Source organism: Streptomyces sp. NPDC040622 (assembly GCF_055593965.1).
Genome location: NZ_JBVIXD010000009.1, coordinates 219,640 through 234,589, shown reverse-complemented (window position 1 = coordinate 234,589; position 14,950 = coordinate 219,640). Strand labels below are relative to the sequence as shown.

Annotated in this window: 11 protein-coding genes and 1 tRNA gene; 5 read left to right on the top strand and 7 right to left on the bottom strand. The window is 70.7% G+C overall.

Annotation, left to right across the window (positions count from 1 at the left end):
• Positions 1-555: 555 nt before the first annotated feature.
• The 6 genes from ACZ592_RS26705 to ACZ592_RS26680 form a co-directional block, all read right to left on the bottom strand.
• Complete coding sequence (locus tag ACZ592_RS26705; RefSeq protein WP_471584172.1) at positions 556-2,220, bottom strand: AMP-binding protein; 1,665 nt, start codon at positions 2,218-2,220, stop codon at positions 556-558.
• Positions 2,221-2,281: 61 nt separating this feature from the next.
• Positions 2,282-2,749, bottom strand: coding sequence for a DUF3592 domain-containing protein (locus ACZ592_RS26700; protein WP_471584171.1), 468 nt, complete (start codon positions 2,747-2,749; stop codon positions 2,282-2,284).
• Positions 2,750-2,872: 123 nt separating this feature from the next.
• Positions 2,873-3,475, bottom strand: a complete 603-nt coding sequence (locus ACZ592_RS26695) for a lytic polysaccharide monooxygenase auxiliary activity family 9 protein (RefSeq protein ID WP_471584170.1) — start codon at positions 3,473-3,475, stop codon at positions 2,873-2,875.
• 78 nt (positions 3,476-3,553) lie between these two features.
• Positions 3,554-4,336, bottom strand: coding sequence for an AAA family ATPase (locus tag ACZ592_RS26690; RefSeq protein ID WP_471584169.1), 783 nt, complete (start codon positions 4,334-4,336; stop codon positions 3,554-3,556).
• Entirely contained in the window at positions 4,320-5,561 is a 1,242-nt protein-coding gene (locus ACZ592_RS26685) for an SPFH domain-containing protein (protein WP_471584168.1), read from the bottom strand. The genes ACZ592_RS26690 and ACZ592_RS26685 overlap by 17 nt, the downstream gene beginning before the upstream one ends.
• Before the next feature lie 475 nt (positions 5,562-6,036).
• Entirely contained in the window at positions 6,037-7,374 is a 1,338-nt protein-coding gene (locus tag ACZ592_RS26680) for a peptidoglycan-binding protein (protein ID WP_471584167.1), read from the bottom strand.
• 208 nt (positions 7,375-7,582) lie between these two features.
• Between ACZ592_RS26680 and ACZ592_RS26675 the strand changes: the two genes are divergently transcribed.
• From ACZ592_RS26675 to glxA, 4 genes are all read left to right on the top strand, one after another.
• Positions 7,583-7,656 (top strand) — tRNA-Lys (locus ACZ592_RS26675).
• 65 nt (positions 7,657-7,721) lie between these two features.
• Positions 7,722-8,435 carry a FadR/GntR family transcriptional regulator gene (locus ACZ592_RS26670; RefSeq protein ID WP_471584166.1) on the top strand — a complete coding sequence of 238 codons (714 nt, stop codon included), beginning with the start codon at positions 7,722-7,724 and terminating at the stop codon, positions 8,433-8,435.
• 302 nt (positions 8,436-8,737) lie between these two features.
• Positions 8,738-10,747 carry a glycosyltransferase family 2 protein gene (locus ACZ592_RS26665; RefSeq protein WP_471584165.1) on the top strand — a complete coding sequence of 670 codons (2,010 nt, stop codon included), beginning with the start codon at positions 8,738-8,740 and terminating at the stop codon, positions 10,745-10,747.
• A complete protein-coding gene (glxA, locus tag ACZ592_RS26660; RefSeq protein WP_471584164.1) occupies positions 10,744-12,681 on the top strand; it encodes a radical copper oxidase GlxA in 1,938 nt (645 codons plus the stop codon). The genes ACZ592_RS26665 and glxA overlap by 4 nt, the downstream gene beginning before the upstream one ends.
• Positions 12,682-12,809: 128 nt before the next feature.
• Here glxA and ACZ592_RS26655 read toward each other — a convergent pair whose 3' ends face one another.
• Positions 12,810-13,841, bottom strand: coding sequence for a glycoside hydrolase family 6 protein (locus ACZ592_RS26655; RefSeq protein ID WP_471584163.1), 1,032 nt, complete (start codon positions 13,839-13,841; stop codon positions 12,810-12,812).
• A gap of 157 nt (positions 13,842-13,998) precedes the next feature.
• Here ACZ592_RS26655 and ACZ592_RS26650 point away from each other — a divergent pair, with 157 nt between their 5' ends.
• Positions 13,999-14,766 carry an ANTAR domain-containing protein gene (locus tag ACZ592_RS26650; protein ID WP_471584162.1) on the top strand — a complete coding sequence of 256 codons (768 nt, stop codon included), beginning with the start codon at positions 13,999-14,001 and terminating at the stop codon, positions 14,764-14,766.
• The last annotated feature ends 184 nt before the right edge of the window (positions 14,767-14,950 follow it).

The window sequence follows — 14,950 nt, the reverse complement described above, 5'->3', positions numbered from 1 at the left end:
GTCGCGCAGTTCCCCGCGCCCCTGGGGTTCGTCTGTGGGGCGGGGTCGCGGGGGTATGTACGTACTCGCTATCCCTGCGCCCCGCTGCACGAACAAAGACGCTATGGCCGGCTCGGTGCTCCGTGCGCACATACCCCCGCGCCCCCTCCGGCCGGTTGGGAGGCTGCCGGTCATCTGTGGCGGACAAGCCCCGCAGGGGCGAGTGGCCTTTAGGGGCGCGGGGAACTGCGCGACCAGCCACAACGAACCCGCACCCGCAACCCGTCCGGGCCCTCCGCGGCGGGTGGGCTTTTAGGGGCGCGAGGAACTGCGCGACAAGCCACAACGAACCCGCACCCGCAAACCGTCGAGGCCCCCGCGGCGAGTGGGCCTTTAGGGGCGCGGGGAACTGCGCGACAAGCCACGACGCACCCGCACCCGCCCGCGCAGGGAGGAACCCACCCACCCAGGACCGTCCAAGGCCCAGGGGCCAGCCCACGCGGGGAACTGCGTGAGCGGCCACGGCGGGCCCGCACCCGCCCGCGCAGGGCGACCCCACCCGCCCAGGGCCCCGCCCTAAGGGTCCAGCAGAGGTTCCCGCCCCTGCGCCCGATACCGGGCAACAAGCTCCGTCACGTCCGGCGGAGACATCCGGGAGTACGAGGACGCGTGCGGGGGGCGCCACCAGATGGGGTCTCCGCCACGGAGGAAACCCTCGCCCCGCAACACGCCACGCGCCACCTTGTTCGTCGCCGTCACCGGCATCCGGGGAACCACCCGCACGAACCGGGGCACCATCTTCGTGCCGAGGTCCGGCTGGGAGAGGAGGAATTCGGCGAAGTCCAGGGGGTCGAAGGGGACGTCGGGTGGCGGGGCCAGCGCCGCCATGACCTGGTCGCCCGCCACGGGATCCGGCACCGCGTAGACCGCGACCGCCGCCGCCCCCTCGTACCGCGCGAGGATGTTCTCGATCACCGCGGCCGCCAGGTTCTCGCTGTCCACCCGGAGGCGGTCGTCCGTGCGTCCCGCGAAGTAGAGGTAGCCCTCCGTGTCGCGGTAGAAGAGGTCGCCCGTCCAGTACCAGCCGTCCCGCTGCCGTTCGGCCTGCGCCTCCTCGTTGCGCCAGTAGCCCTCGAAGGGGTTCGGGCCGCGGTTGACCAACTCCCCTATCGCGGTGCTCCCGTTGAGGAGCCGCCCGTCGGAGGTGAAGCGTGCCGCCTCGCACTCGTGCCGCGTGCCGGGGTCGACCACGGCGAGGTCGTCCCCGGGCGCCGCGCGTCCGATCGCACCGGCCGGTGTGCCCGGGGTCCGCTGGATCGCCGCGCCGCCCTCGGAGGATCCGTAGCCCTCGACGAGCCGTACCCCGAACCGCTTCTCGAAGCGGGCCGCGTCCACCGCGCCGGCCTCGGTGCCGAAGCCGACCCGCAGCGGGTTGTCCCGGTCGTCGGCGCGTTCGGGCGTGGCCAGGATGTACTGCACGGCCCGGCCCACGTAGGTGAAGTAGGTCGCGCCGAACTCCCGTGTGTCGGCGAGGAATCGGGAGGCGGAGAAGCGGGGGCGCAGCGCCACCGCCGCGCCCGCCGCCAGCGCCGGCGCCCAGTCCGCGATCACCGCGTTGCCGTGGAACATCGGCATGCAGATGTAGTGGGTGTCCTCGGCCCGCACGCCGAAGTGCGTGACCAGGGAGTTGCCCGCCGCCGCGAGCCGGCCCTGGCTGCAGATCGCCGCCTTGGGCGCGCCGGTCGAACCGGAGGTGAAGTAGAGGAGCATGCGGCTGCCGGGTCGTACGGTCCGTGCGATCTCCGGTGTGGCGCCGGCGTAGGGCGCGAGCAGCTCCGCGTAGGCCTCCGTGTCGGTCACCAGCAGGCGTACGCCCGGGAGTTCGAGGACGTCGAGCAGCGGCAGGTGCGCCCGTTCCGTGACGAGGACCCGGCATTCGGTGTGCAGGATGTCGCGGGCCAGTTCGGCGCCGCGCCGGGTGGGGTTGATGCCCGCCACCGCCGCGCCCGCGAGCGCCGCCGCCCCCAGCCACAGGGGATATTCGGGGGTGTTGTCGAGCAGGACGCCGATGTGGGGCTCGCCGCGGCGTGGCAGGAGGTCGGCGAGGAGCGCGGCTCTGGCCGCCGCGCCCGCCGTGACTTCGTGGTGGCTCAGCTCCCCGCCGGTGTGACGGAGGCCGGTGCGGTGGTCGCCCCACCGCTCCCGGACGAGTTCCGCGACCGTGATTCCGGTGCTCTCCATGGCCGCGCACCATAATTGACGTACCGTCAGATGTGGAGAGCGCCGCGGCTTTCGCGTCGCGTCACGGCATGTCGCCGAGGACGTCCCCGGTGGCGAAGTCGTGCACCGTCGTCATGAAGAAGACGCAGAACGCCAGCATCAGGGCGAAGAAGCAGAGCAGGCCCACCGTGCCCGCCGCCATCGCGAAGGGGCGCGGCGCGTGGGCGGTTGCCGCCTCGGGGCGTCCAGGCGCGTAGTGCACGGTGACGATGTCGCCCTCGACCGTCGTCGCGGGGCCGTCCTCCTCCTCGAAGCGGACGGGGGCGCCCTCGCACGGGGTGAACTCGTACACGTGGTGCAGCGTCGTGGAGATGTGGCCGCGGTCGCCGTGACCGCTCGTCGTCGTGTACGTCCGCAGGCAGCGCGCCTCGGCCGTGTGGCCGCTGCGCCAGGCGCTGCTCACCTCGGTGGAGCGCTTGACCACCTTGGCCGCCATGAGGATCACCACCACGGCGATGACGGTGGGTACGGCGTAGAACATGAACTCCATGAGGGCCCCCGATGCCGGTCGGGCCGCCCGCACGGAACGCGGGCGACTCTGCGCACGCCGTGAGGTCGGCACGGCGTGCGCAGAACCTACCCGTGGGGTGTGGGGAAGATCCTCAAGCCTTGCTCAGAACTGGACGTCGGAGCAGGCGTAGAACGCGTTCGACGTGTCCGCGACCGTCCAGACGGCGACGATCACGTGGTGCCCGCTGCGACCGCCGGGGATGGTGCCGCTGTGCGACAGGGTCGCGGGCGGCTGCTGGCTGTTGTACGGGACGCTGAGGAACGGCGTGGTGTCCAGGGCGGACCTGGTCACGGCCTTGCTCTCGTCCCAACCCTGCTTGGTGATGTAGTACTTGAAATCGGTGGTGCGGTGGCGCGCGGTGAACTGCCAGCGGAAGGTGTAGTTCTGACCACTGCTCACCTTCGTGGTCGGCCAGGCTCCGCCCCCTGGCGCCTTGGGCGAGTTGAGCTGGTCGAAGCCGGCGATGCCCGCCGAACAGATCTTGCCGTCGGCCGGCCCCGCGGCCGGGAAGCCCTTGAGGCCCTCGACGCTCTGCGGCTCGTACTGGATGGACCCGCAGTTGCTCACCACGCCCTTGGCGCAGTTGATCTGCCGACTGGCCGGCAGATCCGTGTAGCCGTGGCTGCTGGCACCACCGGCGGAGAGCGCGAACGCGCCGACCGTGCCGAGGCCGACCATGGCCGCGTACATTTTCTTGTTTCGCATGTGCCGCTCCTGCCGAACGTGGGGAGTTCCGTGGGACGTGCGCGCACTGCGGTCTAGACCAAGCTCAGATTATTGCCGTTAGTTGAACATGTCCATACCAATCGTGGAGAGGATCCGTCCGCATCGCTCACGCGACGTTTCCACGAGTTCACCGTTGGGCCCGTCGTTCGTCGCGACCCAGGCCGCCGCCTCCTCCGGCGACCTGCCGCCCGCCAACTGCCTCTCCACCAGGCGTTGTTGGCGTACCTCTCCAGGTGAATCGAGGTACCAGCACTCCCCCATGAGCCCCAACGCCGCCCGCCAGCCGGGCAGATCGCAGGCGAGGTAGTTGCCCTCCGTGACCACGAGCCGGGCCTCGGGAGCGACGAGATGGCGGGCCGCGATCGGCTCATGGAGCGTGCGATCGTAATCGGGTACGTAGATGTCGTGCGCCGGATCGTCGAGTACCCGGCGCAGCAGCGCGACGTATCCCGCCACGTCGAAGCTCGGCTCCGAGCCCTTGCGCGCGGTGAGGCCGAGGCGCGCCAATTGGCCGTTGGAGAGGTGGAACCCGTCCAGCGGCAGATACGCGGCGCCCGCGCCGAGCCTGCCGACCAGGGCCCGCGCGAGCGTCGACTTTCCGGTGCCGGGCGGGCCCGCGATCCCGAGCACGGCCCGCGGCACGCGCTCCGTCAGCCTCCAGGCGTCGGCGGCGAGGCGGTCGAGGGGCTCGGCGTGCCGGGTGACGGGCTCGGCGTGCCGGGTGACGGGCTCGGAGGGCCCGGTCGGGGTGGTGGGCCGTGAGCCGGTGGAGTGTGGGCGCTTGGAGTGCGGGCCGGTGGAGTGCGGGCCGGTGAGGCGGTGATCAGCGGTGTTCTCCATGGCCCGTATAGAACGCCACCGTCAGGTCCTTCACCAAGGCCTTGCGCTCGTAGTCGTCCAGTTCCACGAGGCCCCTCGTGGTCAGCCGCGTCACCGTGTCCTCGACCGAGTCGACCACCGAGGTCAGCACGGTGTCGCGGTGGCGCGCGTCGAGGGCGGCGACCCGGCGGCGCTGCATCACGGCGGCGACCTCGGGGGCGTACTCGATGCGGGTCGGGCGGGCCGAGAAGATCTCCACGCCCACCGCCTCCGCGTCCGCGGCGAGCGCCCGGGTCAGCGCGGCGCCGACGGCCTCGGTGTCGCGCAGGGTGGGGGCGTCGTCGTGGAAGGCGTCGGCGGGCAGCCGGGAGAGGACCCGGGCCGTCGTCGCCTCCACGCACTCCCGCAAGTACTCCTGGTGGTCCTCCACCGCGAGCGTCGCCCGCGCGGGATCCTTCACCCGCCACACGACGAGGACCACGACGCGCAGCGCGACGCCGCCGCGGTCCACGGCCGGCATCGGCTCGCTCCGCCAGTGCCGCAGCCGTACGTCGACACGGCGGCGCAGCAGCAGCGGGTTCACCCACATCAGGCCGGTGCGCCGGACCGTGCCCCGGTAGCGGCCGAAGAGGCTGAGCACCCAGGCCCGGCCGACCCGCCCGCGGGCCAGCCCGCCGAAGCCGAAGAGGCCCAGCGTCCCGGAGCCGGCGAGCGACGCCCACTGCGCGGGGCCGAGCCCGGCACCCCCGTACCCGGAGAGACCCGAGGGACCCGAGGCCCCGGAGAGACCGGAGAGACCCGAGAGGCCTGAGAGCCCGGCCAGACCGGTCGCCCGCAGCGCCGGCTCGGGCAGCACGCCCGCCCACCACAGCGAGAGCACGCACCCGGCGACACCCGCGCAGCCGCCGAACACCCCGGCGATCCCGGGCAGCACGCGGGCGCGCCGCTCGTCGAGGGCGGGGTCGACGCCGGGCACGGGCCGCGCAGCGGGCTGGACGGTGACGGCGGGCGCGGGCCGCCGGGCCGCCCGGGGCCGCTCCCCTGCCCCGGTCCCGCGCCCGCGCCGGACCACGGCGGGCGGGAGGGGTACGCCCGTCGCGTCGTCCGGGTCGTCGCGGAAGAGGAGGTGCACGGGGATCTCGGTGGTGGCCTCGCTCTGGATCACCCGGGGCGGGCGGGCCCCGCCAGGATCGGGCGTCCCGTCGGCCCGCGAGGACTGGGGCTGTGAAGCTGCCGTCGCGCTCATCCGTGCCTCCGGTTCATTCGTGCCTCCGCGTCGTTCGTACCTGGATCGTTCCTGCCCGCACCCCGCCGCCGGCCGGATCCCGGGACACGCGCCCCGACCTCCCCCATCACCGCCGCGCACACCCCACGGCCAACCCCCGGGACACGCGCCCCGGCCTCCCCCGTGACCGCCGCGCACACCCCGCGGCGGGGTCCCGCACCTCGCACACCGGCCTCCCCCGTCACCGCCGCGCACGGCCCGCGGCGGGGTCCCGCACCTCGCACACCGGCCTCCCCCGTCACCGCCGCGCACGGCCCACGGCGGGGCCCCACACCTCGTACACCGACCTGCCCCGTCACCGCCGCGCGCGGCCCACGGCGGGGCCCCGCACCTCGCACACCGGCCTCCCCCGTCGCCGCCGCGCACACCCCACCGCCGACCCCCGGGACGCGCGCCCCGGCCTCCCCCGCCCTCATGCGCACCCGCACCGCCCCCCTCACCGGAACAGCCGTCGCCACGTCTCGGGGCCCGGGTAGCCGTCGGCCGCCGTGCCCCGCCAGCCCTGGGCGCGCTGGAACGCCTCCACGGCGCGCCGGTCGCCCTCGCTCCAGCGGGGGCCCGGGCCCTGCGCGTAGTACTTGCCGAAACCCTTCTTCACCAGGTGGGCGCCGAGCCGCTCGATCGCCGGGTGCGACCGGCCCGGGCGGAAGACGCCCAGGCCGGGGTAGGCGGGGACGGCCGCCTTCGTGCCGGGGCCGGGGCCGGGGCCGCCCGCGCCCGCGGGCGGGATGTCCCGGCCCTTGCCCTTCATCAGGTACGACCACGTCGTCGCGCCCGGCAGCCCGTCGGCGTCCCCGCCCGTCCAGCCCTGGGCCCGCTGGAACGCCTGCGTCGCCTTGCGGTCCGCCTCGCTCCAGCGCGGCCCCGGACCGGTCCGGTAGAACCGCTTGCCGCCCCGGGCGACCAACGCCTTGCCGAGCTGCGTCACGTACTTGTTGTTCGCCCCTGGGCCGAAGGAGCCCGCGCCCGGGTAGCGCGTCGTGGAGGTGCCCGACGACCCCGAGCCGCCCTGCGCGCCGCCCCGCACGCCTTTGTAGCGGTAGGCCAGATAGCGGGTCCCATACGTCCAGTAGGCATAGGGAGTGGCCTGTTTCCTGGCGTGCGGGCGGGCCTGTTCGTAGGCGAGGTAATGCGTGTGCGTGTAGTCGGTCCAGCCCCCGAAAACCGTCACGTGCGAGCCCTGCGTGGGGTTCGTCGGATTGTGGAAGAGAAGAATGTCGCCGGGTTGCAGCTGGTCCTTGGTAATGCGGTCGCCGTAGGTGCCGAGACTGCCGGTCCATTCGTTTCCCGCGAGATTCCACGCCATCGATACGAAGCCCGAGCAGTCCTGCCGGTAGCCGTCGGACCAGAACGTGTCCATGCTGTACGGCACCTTCGCGGCGACCCACTTCTTGGCCCGGTTGATGATCTCCGTCCGGGTGGTCGCCCGGTACGCAGGGGCGCCCGGCGCCCCCGACGCCGCGATGCCGGAGGCGCCGTGCAGCGGGCTCGCGCCGCCCTGCGGGGTCTCCGGTCCGTCGTCCGCCGGGAGCCTGCCGGGGCTCGCCGGTACGGTCCCGACCTGGACGGATGCCACCGCGGGCAGCATCTGGCCGCCGAGCACCGTGCCGGCCGCCGCGGCGAGGACCAGGGCGCGGCGGGCGCCGTGCGCCGCGGGATGGCCGCCGAGCGCCGGGGGCAGGGCCCGGGCCGCCGTGCGCCGCGAGTGAATGCATCCGGGGCAGTCGCAGTCGCTCTCGGGGTCGAATTCCTCGAATACCGGAGCGACCTCCATGCGATTCCCCTCACACCCCTGAAAAGAATGTCCGCGCATCTGCACGTCCGTCAGTTTCTCAACTGTCCTGGGATACCGCATGTTGACGGTCCGAATGATGGAGCGGCCCCGTTCACGGCACTCCCCCGGCCTGCCGGGGACCTCGCCGGACGCCTCCGGGTGGTCCTGAGCACCCCCGGACATCCGGTAGAGTTCTCCGGGTCAGCAGGCGCCGCTAGCTCAGTTGGTTAGAGCAGCTGACTCTTAATCAGCGGGTCCGGGGTTCGAGTCCCTGGCGGCGCACAGACAGCGAAGGCCCTCCGTTCACGCGGGGGGCCTTCGTCGTGCCCGGCCGCTACGGTTGCGCCATGGCGCGCGACATCCAGGAGCGGATCAAGAAGCTCATCATCGACGCGAGGCTGCCCTCCGGGGCCTCGCTGCCGACCGAGCCCGAACTGATGGAGCGCCTCGGCGTCAGCAGGAACTCCGTGCGGGAGGCCCTCAAGGCGCTCCAGGCGATGGGGATCGTGGAGATCCGCCATGGTTTCGGCACGTATGTCGGGCCGATGTCGGTCGCGCCGATGATCGAGGGCCTGGCCTTCCGCACGGTCGCGGGCCACTACCGGGGCGAGGACAGCCTGCTCCAGCTCCTGGAGCTGCGCGAGGCCGTGGAGACCGGGCTCATCGCACGCCTCGCGGGCCGTGTCCCGGACGGCGATCTGGCCGAACTCGATGCGCTGGTCGAGCGGATGGAGGTCGAGGCGGCGTCCTCGGAGGGCGCCGTGCGCGCCGAGACCGACCGCGCGTTTCACGCCACGCTCTACCGCGGCCTGGGAAACCTCCTGCTCGGCGAGGTCCTGGAGGCGTTCTGGGACGCCTTTCACAAGGTCAGGACGGACCTGGTGGACGTACCGCAGGATCCGAAGATCACCTGCCGCCAGCACCGGGAGATCCTGGAAGCGGTGCGTTCGGGCGATGTCCTCCGGGCTGAGCAGGCGATACGCGAGCACTTCGACAACATTCGCACCCGGTTGGGCTCATCGGCCCCAGCAGACATCTCACATCCCTCGTATGACCGGTAAACACCTTGATTCGCCCTTGCGATCATGCTGGAGGGCGTAGAACCCTGGCCTGGAGCCATCGGCTCTCATGAGGCGGACGATACGGGGCAGTTGGGGACCCGAGACGACCGCGGCGGGGCAGGGACGAGGGTCCCGTTCATGAAGCGATGTCGAGGGGGGCATCATGCAACCGGAAGGTAGCTGTTCCATGTCTTAGGGAACGGTGGCCTTCCATTGATGCGTCCGTGGAGGGCGTCGAGGGGGCCCGAACGGACGGAAGGACCAACGAACGCGCGGCGTGACCGCGTGCGGGGGGATGACTCATGACGTCGACGCCGACGGGCGCCCGACAGAACGACCCGTCAGAGACGACCCAGCTCCGGGTGCCGTCGCACAGGACGGGTGGTTTCCGCAGAATCAAGAAGACCCTGCCGCGGTACGACTACGAGCACTACAGCCGCCTCGCCGGGCCGCTGACCCAGCCCGACCCGAGCAAGCCCTACACGGTGAGGTACCGCTCGCTGCTCTCGCAGGAGCCGCACCGCATCCGCGCCGCCCTGATGCTGGGCGCGGCACCGCTGCTCTCCCTCGTCCTGCTCGCCTGGCTGCTGCAGCCCGAGCACTGGACCGAGCGGGACTACGTGGCCAACGACTGGCTGCCGGTGCTCGACATCGTCATGCTCGTCTCGATCGGCCTGATCGAGTTCTTCCGCTGCATGAACGTGCTCTCGAACGCGCACGCGACGCTCGTGGCCCGCGACCCGATACCCGTGGTCCCCGAGACCGGCACCAGAGTCGCCTTCCTCACCTCGTTCGTGCCCGGCAAGGAGCCGATCGAGATGGTGACGAAGACGCTGGAGGCCGCGGTCAGGATCCGCCACCGCGGTCTGCTGCACGTCTGGCTCCTCGACGAGGGTGACGACCCTGAGGTCAAGGAGGTCTGCCGGCGGCTCGGCGTCCACCACTTCTCGCGCAAGGGCGTGGCGAAGTGGAACACGGCCAAGGGCCCGCACCGCGCGAAGACCAAGCACGGCAACTACAACGCCTGGCTGGACGCGCACGGCGACGACTACGACTACTTCGCCTCGGTCGACACCGACCACGTCCCGATGCCGAACTACCTGGAGCGGATGCTCGGCTTCTTCCGCGACGAGAACGTCGGCTTCGTCATCGGCCCGCAGGTCTACGGAAACTACGACAACTTCGTCACCAAGGCCGCCGAGTCGCAGCAGTTCCTCTTCCACGCGCTGATCCAGCGCGCGGGCAACGCGTACGGCGCCCCGATGTTCGTCGGCACGTCCAACGCGGTGCGCATCAAGGCGCTCAAGCAGATCGGCGGCCTGTACGACTCGATCACCGAGGACATGGCGACGGGTTTCGAGATCCACCGCGCCACCAACCCGGGCACCGGCAAGAAGTGGAAGTCGGTCTACACCCCGGACGTGCTCGCGGTCGGCGAGGGCCCCAACGCCTGGACGGACTTCTTCACGCAGCAGCTGCGCTGGTCGCGCGGGACGTACGAGACGATCCTCAAGCAGTTCTGGAAGGCACCGTTCTCGCTGCCCCCGGGCCGTCTCTTCAACTACACGATGATGGTCATCTTCTACCCGATGTCCGCCATGAACTGGATCCTGGCCGCGCTGAGCTGCGCGCTGTTCCTGGGCCTCGGCGCGTCCGGCGTGAACATCGACCCGACCATCTGGCTGATGCTGTACGGCAACGCCTCGGCGCTGCAGATCGGCCTCTACATCTGGAACCGCAGGCACAACGTCTCCCCGCACGAGCCCGAGGGCTCGGGCGGTGTGGCGGGCATGGTGATGTCGGCGCTCTCCGCGCCGATCTACGCCCGCTCCCTGCTCGACGCGGCCCTGCGCCGCAAGAGCAAGTTCGTGGTGACCCCCAAGGGCGACTCGGCGAGCCCGGACACGCTGTTCGGCACCTTCCGGATCCACCTGTTCTTCATCCTGGTCTTCGGCGGATCGATGGCCGCCTCGTTCATGTACGGGCACTCCCACCCCGCGATGATCACCTGGGCCACCTTCGCCCTGCTGATCACGGCCGCGCCGATCTTCGCGTGGCGCTGGGGCATGCGGCAGGACAAGAAGAAGCCCAAGCCGCCCTCGGGCGCGGGGACTTCCACGGACCCGGCGGTCCCGCAGCAGCGCGACGCCACGGCGCCGCTGCCGCAGGCCCGGTCCGGACCGCCGGCACCGCACGGGCAGCACGCCGCCCCGCACGGGCAGCACGCCCCGCACGCGCCGCAGCAGAAGCCCAGCTGGGCCGCCTCGCCCGAGCAGACCATGCAGATTTCCCTTGGGGGACGTAAGAAATGAAAGACCGTTCCAGCCGCCGCCGCGCCCGCCGCATCGCGATAGGCGCGGCGGTCGTCCTCGCGCTGGCGGGGATGAACGGCCCGTGGCTGTGGCGCGTGGGCTCCGAGAAGTACCACGACTACAAGATCAACAAGCCGGAGTACAAGGCGGACAACGGCCACTGGGAGGTCGTGAACTTCCCCGAGGAGTACCGCCAGAACACCATTCACGCGGCTCTCCTGCACACGGGCAAGATCCTGATGGTCGCCGGGTCCGGCAACAACCAGAAGAACTTCGACAAGAAGAAGTTCGACACCCGCCTCTGGGACCCGGTCAAGAACACCATCAAGAAGATCCCGACGCCCACCGACCTGTTCTGCACGGGCCACACCCAGCTGGGCAACGGCAATCTGCTGATCGCGGGCGGCACGCAGCGCTACGAGAAGCTGAAGGGCGACATCACCAAGGCCGGCGGCCTGATGGTCGTCCACAACGAGGACCCGGACGAGCCCAAGACGATCCCCGCCGGCACCAAGTTCACCGGCAAGAAGACCGGCAAGACGTTCGTCTCCCAGGACAACGTCCTGGTCGAGAAGGCGAAGAAGGTCTTCGACCCGCAGACCGGCGCGTTCGTCCGTACCGAACCCGGTCTCGGCCGCGTCTACGTCGAGGCGGCCAGGAGCGGAGCCAAGTACGAGACCGGCACCCAGGACAACTACCGCATCCAGGGCCTGAAGGGCTCCGACACCCGCAACGTCTACGGCATGGCGGAGAAGCTCGCCCTGGACAAGAAGGACTTCCAGGGGATCAAGGACACCTTCGAGTTCGACCCGGTCGCCGAGCGGTACATCAAGGTCGATCCGATGAACGAGGCGCGCTGGTACCCCACGCTGACCACGCTCACCGACGGCAAGATCCTCTCCACCTCCGGCCTCGACGAGATCGGCCAACTGGTGCCGGGCAAGAACGAGGTGTACGACCCGAAGACCAAGAAGTGGACGTACACCAAGGGCATCCGGCAGTTCCCGACGTACCCGGCGATCTTCCAGATGGCCGACGGCAAGCTCTTCTACTCCGGTTCGAACGCCGGCTACGGCCCGGCCGACGTCGGCCGCAAGCCCGGCGTCTGGAACCTGGAGACCAACCAGTGGAAGGGCATCCCGGGCCTGAGCGACAACAAGCTCATGGAGACGTCCGGCACCGTCGAACTGCCGCCCGCCCAGGACCAGAAGTACATGGTGGTCGGCGGCGGTGGCGTCGGCGAGTCCGAGGAGTCCAGCAAGAAGACCCGCGTCGTCGACCTGACGGCGGACGCCCCGAAGTTCACGGACGGCCCGGAGCTGGAGAAGGGCACGCGCTACCCGCAGATATCGACGCTGCCGGACGACTCCGTGCTGATCTCCGGCGGCTCCGAGGACTATCGGGGACGCGGCGACTCCAACATCCACCAGGCGCGGATCTACGACGCGAAGAGCGGTGAGATGAAGCGGGTGGCCGACCCCGAGGTGGGCCGCAACTACCACTCCGGTTCGATCCTGCTGCCCGACGGCCGCGTGATGTTCTTCGGTTCCGACTCGCTCTACGCCGACAAGGCCAACACCAAGCCGGGCGTCTTCGAGCAGCGCATCGAGATCTACACCCCGCCGTACCTGTACCACGGCTCGCAGCCGTCGCTCGGCGCGGGGCCGAAGACGATCGCACGGGGCGAGTCGGGGACGTTCCCGACCCGGCACGCCTCCTCCATCAAGACGGCCCGCCTCATCAAGCCGAGCGCGTCCACGCACGTCACGGACATCGACCAGACGTCGGTCGCGCTCGACCTGAAGAAGTCCAGGGGCGAGGTCACGGTGACGCTCCCGAAGAACCGCGCCCTGGTCGAGTCCGGCTGGTACATGCTCTTCGTGACGGACGACCAGGGCACGCCCAGCAAGGCGCGCTGGGTGCACGTGCCGTAGGGGCGTTCAGCGGCGCGGGCAACCGCGCGGGCAGCCACGACAGAGCCGCGGCCGCGTCCTGCGAGTCACTCGGCAGACGCGGCCGCGGCCTCTTCGTACGTGCGCCGAACGCGCAGCTCTCCGCGCCCCTACGAGGACGCCTTCGCGAGGCCCAGCGCGTACTCGGGCCACCACTGGCCGGCCTTGGGCCCACCCCGGCACGTGCCGTCCGACTCACCGGGCCGCTTGACCCAGAGGTACGCGTCGACCAGCGGGTCGGACGTCCTGGTCGTCGGCGCCTCGCCGAGCGCGCGGCCCGGCGGGTTGCACCAGGGGTCCTTGCCCTTGTCGTAGGGGCCGTTGCCGTTGCGTGCCGTGTCGATGACGAACGGCTTGTTGCCGATCTTCGCCGAGAGCTTCTTGCCGAACTCCGTGCTGACCTCGGTGGTCTGGAAGTTGGAGACGTTCACCGAGAAGCCGTCGGCCTGCTCGACGCCGGAGCGCTTCAGGGGCTCCCACAGCGAGTCGGGGTTCTTCCACCCCGCGTTGCCCGCGTCCAGGTACACCTTGGTGTTCTTCAGGGACTTGAGCTTGCCGACGGCGCCGTTGAGCAGGTCGTAGCGCTCCTCGTGGAACTGCCCCGGCGTGCAGTTGTCCACCATGTGGAGCACCGCGTCGGGCTCCAGGATCACCGTGGCGTGGCGGTCGCCGATGCCCTTGGCGACCTGGTCGATGAACGTGCGGTAGGCGTTGCCGTCGGCCGCGCCGCCGCCCGAGTACTGGCCGCAGTCGCGGTGCGGGATGTTGTAGACGACCATCAGGGCGTCGCGGTCGGCCTGCTCGGCGGCCTCGGTGAAGCCGCGCGCCTGGTCCTCGGCGTTCTCCGGGACGATCCACTCGGCGACCGGCTGTTCGGCGATCTTGCGGAGCTGCTCGGCGTCGTCCTTCTTGCCGTCCTTCGCGTACGAGGAGACCTGCTTGGCCGCGTTGCCGTCCGGGTTGACCCAGTACGGGTCCTTTCCCTTGGGCTGCTGCTTCACCGGAGCGCTCGACGAGTCGTCCGAGTCGTCACCGGAGGAGGAGCACCCCGCAAGGAGCAGGGCGGCACCCGCGAGCGCCGCTCCCGTCCGCACCCCTCTGGCCGCGAAACCGTGCCCGCGGCCGGTGTATTTGCGGTACATCCACTCCCCCTCGGGTGCACTGTCCGAATCCCAATCCTGACACACGGACCCCCTGCCCACGAGGTCCGCCAAGGGCCGCTCGGAGAGCTGTAGGAGAGCTGTTACAGCACCGCCGCCCTGGGTAGGCACAGTCCGCGGGGAGTTGAGGAGGAAGGCCGTGCAGCACCGCGACAGCGAGCTGCGGCTCGCGCACGTCCTGGTGGAGACCGCGGACACCCTGACCGACGACTTCGACGCCGAGAAGTACCTGCAGTGGATGGCCGACCGCTCCGTCGAACTGCTCGGGGCGCGCGGCGCGGGCGTCATGTACACGGGCGGGGACGGCTCGGTGCGCCTCATTCCGTGCAGCTGCCAACAGACGCTGGTGCGGGAGCTCCTCGTGGTGCAGCACCGCGGTGGCCCGTGCCTGGAGACGTTCGGCACCCGCCGTCCCGTGCCGCCGGTCGGGACGGGGCCGGACGCGGCGGGGGCCCGGTGGCCGGCGTTCGCCGCGCGGGCCGGCGAGTACGGCGTCGCGGGAACGTACGCGGTGCCGATGCGCTGGAACGACACCATGCTGGGCGTACTCAACGTGTTCGCGTCCCACGCCCCGACGGTGCACCGGTCCGAGCTGTCCGAGCGGGAGTTGAGGATCGCCCAGACCCTCGCCGATGCCGCGGCCATGGGCCTGCACAACCACCGCACCCATACCGAGTACCGGACGCTCACCGAACAGCTCCAGACGGCGCTGGACAGCCGTATTCGCATCGAACAGGCCAAAGGCATGCTCGCCGAGCGGTGGAACACCGGTGTGGACGAGGCATTCGAGGCGCTGCGGGGTTATGCGCGCAGGGAGCAGCAGGTCATCGACCTGGTCGCCATCCAAGTGATCAAGGGGGCGATCGACGGCGAGGCGGTGCGGCGCGGCAGGTCCGAACCTCCCTGAGAATCGCGGCCGACCTGCGGGGATCACGCAGGGAGAAGGATCCGCGACTTGGCGTCATTCCGCCTCCGACGCCCCCTAGGCCCGCGCGCATATTCGTTCTAAAGTCTGTTGCACGGCCCAAGCCCCCGGCCTTTGCCACCATTCCGCAATTCGGAATGGTCCCGAACCTCCCGCCGACGCCGGG

What these genes read in the sequence shown, in the direction of transcription:
- ACZ592_RS26705 (WP_471584172.1), bottom strand. Translation starts at nt 2,220, where the DNA reads ATGGAGAGCACCGGAATCACGGTCGCGGAACTCGTCCGGGAGCGGTGG.
- ACZ592_RS26700 (WP_471584171.1), bottom strand. Translation starts at nt 2,749, where the DNA reads ATGGAGTTCATGTTCTACGCCGTACCCACCGTCATCGCCGTGGTGGTG.
- ACZ592_RS26695 (WP_471584170.1), bottom strand. Translation starts at nt 3,475, where the DNA reads ATGCGAAACAAGAAAATGTACGCGGCCATGGTCGGCCTCGGCACGGTC.
- ACZ592_RS26690 (WP_471584169.1), bottom strand. Translation starts at nt 4,336, where the DNA reads ATGGAGAACACCGCTGATCACCGCCTCACCGGCCCGCACTCCACCGGC.
- ACZ592_RS26685 (WP_471584168.1), bottom strand. Translation starts at nt 5,561, where the DNA reads ATGAGCGCGACGGCAGCTTCACAGCCCCAGTCCTCGCGGGCCGACGGG.
- ACZ592_RS26680 (WP_471584167.1), bottom strand. Translation starts at nt 7,374, where the DNA reads ATGGAGGTCGCTCCGGTATTCGAGGAATTCGACCCCGAGAGCGACTGC.
- ACZ592_RS26670 (WP_471584166.1), top strand. Translation starts at nt 7,722, where the DNA reads ATGGCGCGCGACATCCAGGAGCGGATCAAGAAGCTCATCATCGACGCG.
- ACZ592_RS26665 (WP_471584165.1), top strand. Translation starts at nt 8,738, where the DNA reads ATGACGTCGACGCCGACGGGCGCCCGACAGAACGACCCGTCAGAGACG.
- glxA (WP_471584164.1), top strand. Translation starts at nt 10,744, where the DNA reads ATGAAAGACCGTTCCAGCCGCCGCCGCGCCCGCCGCATCGCGATAGGC.
- ACZ592_RS26655 (WP_471584163.1), bottom strand. Translation starts at nt 13,841, where the DNA reads ATGTACCGCAAATACACCGGCCGCGGGCACGGTTTCGCGGCCAGAGGG.